Origin of the sequence: Streptomyces spiralis (genome assembly GCF_014654675.1) — a bacterium.
In the GTDB taxonomy this organism is placed as follows: Bacteria; Actinomycetota; Actinomycetes; order Streptomycetales; family Streptomycetaceae; genus Streptomyces; species Streptomyces spiralis.
On the sequence record NZ_BNBC01000125.1, the window covers coordinates 1 to 1,959 of the forward strand.

The 1,959-nt window shown below is 68.0% G+C and carries 1 protein-coding gene; it reads right to left on the reverse strand.

Annotation, left to right across the window (positions count from 1 at the left end; translation table 11 throughout):
* Positions 1–1,817: glycoside hydrolase family 183 protein (locus IE318_RS44255; protein ID WP_229904221.1), on the reverse strand; the 1,817-nt coding region annotated here is incomplete at its 3' end.
* Between the last annotated feature and the right edge of the window lie 142 nt (positions 1,818–1,959).

Sequence of the window (1,959 nt, forward strand, 5' to 3'; positions counted from 1 at the left end):
ATCTGACGGCCCCACACCTTGCAGTACACATAGTTGGTGCCCGCGTTCAGGGTGCCCGTCTGGGTGGTGCTGGTCGGTGAGCCGTAGACCGGGGCGGTGGGAGAGGTGTCCACCCAGTACTTGGCGGGTGTGCCTCCGGCGCCCGCGCTGTAGTAGGCCTCCAGCTCGCCGATGGAGGTGAAGGTGCGGGTGCCGCCGGGGACCCCGATGATCCGTACGCCGTCACCGGCGGTCGGTGCGAAGTCGAACCGGTAGGTGTGGTTCGGGCCGGCCGTGGAGTTGTACGGATAGGACGGCGAGGCGGTCAGGCCGGCGACGTCGGTCCAGGTTCCGTTGGTGCGGACCTGGACGCGCAGGTTCTGTGCGAACCAGCCGCCGTCGGAGAACATGTTGCCGGTGGTGTAGACGACGCGGTCCAGTGTGTAGCTGCGGGGCCAGGTGTAGCCCCACCAGCTCGCCGTCTTGTTCTCGTCGTTCCAGTCGTCGTCGGACTGGGTGCGGTTGCCGTCGTTGTAGAACTGGACGTTGCCGTAGTGCGTGGCGCGCTCGATGCCCACCGTGCCGGGCTCACGGGCGAGGTTGCGGGCCGGGTCGGCGGCGTTGGACGGGGTGGACGGCACCTGCGGTTCGAGGTGCATCTGACGCAGCGAGAACGTATAGGCCCAGTTGTCGTTCGCCGGGTAGCCGCCGCCGCAGGGGCAGACGTTGGACTGCAGCCACACCGACTTGCCGTCGGAGCTGATGTACTTCGAGGGGATGGTGGTGGCGTAGCCCCCGTGCTTGGTGTGGGTCCAGGGGTAGCCGCCGAAGTCCTTCGTCTCGAAGTGCTTCCACGGGCCCCACGGGGTGGGTGACTCGTAGAACTCGAAGGTGTACTCGGTCCACGAGGTGTAGAGGTAGCGGTTCAGCGGCTTGTCGTAGACGATGCCGCCCTGGCTGATGGTGGTCAGGTTGCTCGCCCTGCCGGCGGTGTAGACGTTCTGGTAGATGTGGCGGTCGTCGTGCAGGACCGCGGTGCGCTGATTGATGTCGGAGGACCAGGTGGGGTTGCCCGCGGAGTCGAAGCCGTTGACGAACTGCCAGGCGGAGCGGTCGAGCACCGACGCCCGGGGAACGCGGGCGAGGAAGACGTCCTCCGGGTCGGGCACCCGGTCGTTGAACGAGTCCCGCCAGTTGTGGTCCAGGCCGTAGGCGTAGACGTAGCCGTCGGGCGCGTTGGCGTAGGCCTTGCCGTAGTCGAGGAACATGACCGTGGTGAAGACGCCATTGGGGAACATCGGAGCCGTCCGGTCCCAGGTCCAGGTGCGGCCGTGGTCGGTCGACTTGGCGATGGTGGCGGCGGGAGCGTCGTTGAAGTCGGTGGCCAGGTCCTGCACGGCGAGGTAGAGGTTGCCGTCCACACAGGCCATTCCGGTGGGCTTGCGGGTGTGGTCGGCCGTCCACACCTGGCCGACGGCGTCGCCCTGGGCCAGGCTGGTGCCCTGGAGGTTTCCGGGCGTGCCGGAGATGCGGGCGACCCCGATGTCGCTGAAGGGGGCGTTGAAGCCGACGCCGTCACCGTAGGCGCCGTAGACGTTGTCGTCGTCCGACCAGCAGTTCGGCCACAGGTCGCCGTGATTGGCGTTGTCCCCGACGGCCGGTGCGCCGACGGTGGCGCCCGAGTCGATCTGCACGGTGGAAAAGAAGTCGCTCTCCGGGGCCGAGGCGAGAGCGGTGGCGGTGGTGGGCGCCGCGCTCGCCGTTCCGGGGGCGAGGGTCAGCAGCAGGGCGGTGGCGATGCCGGCGGCAGTGCGCCAGGGTCTGGCGAATATGCGCATGATGCGGCTCCAGAGGGAGAGTGGTGAAATCGATTTCCAACAGGGCCGAGCGTGCCTCCGGCGGATGGTGGTCCGCCGGAGGCACGGTCGTCAGCAGTCGGGGATGACGGTGCCGTTGTTGTCCTTGGCCTCGTCGTTGCCC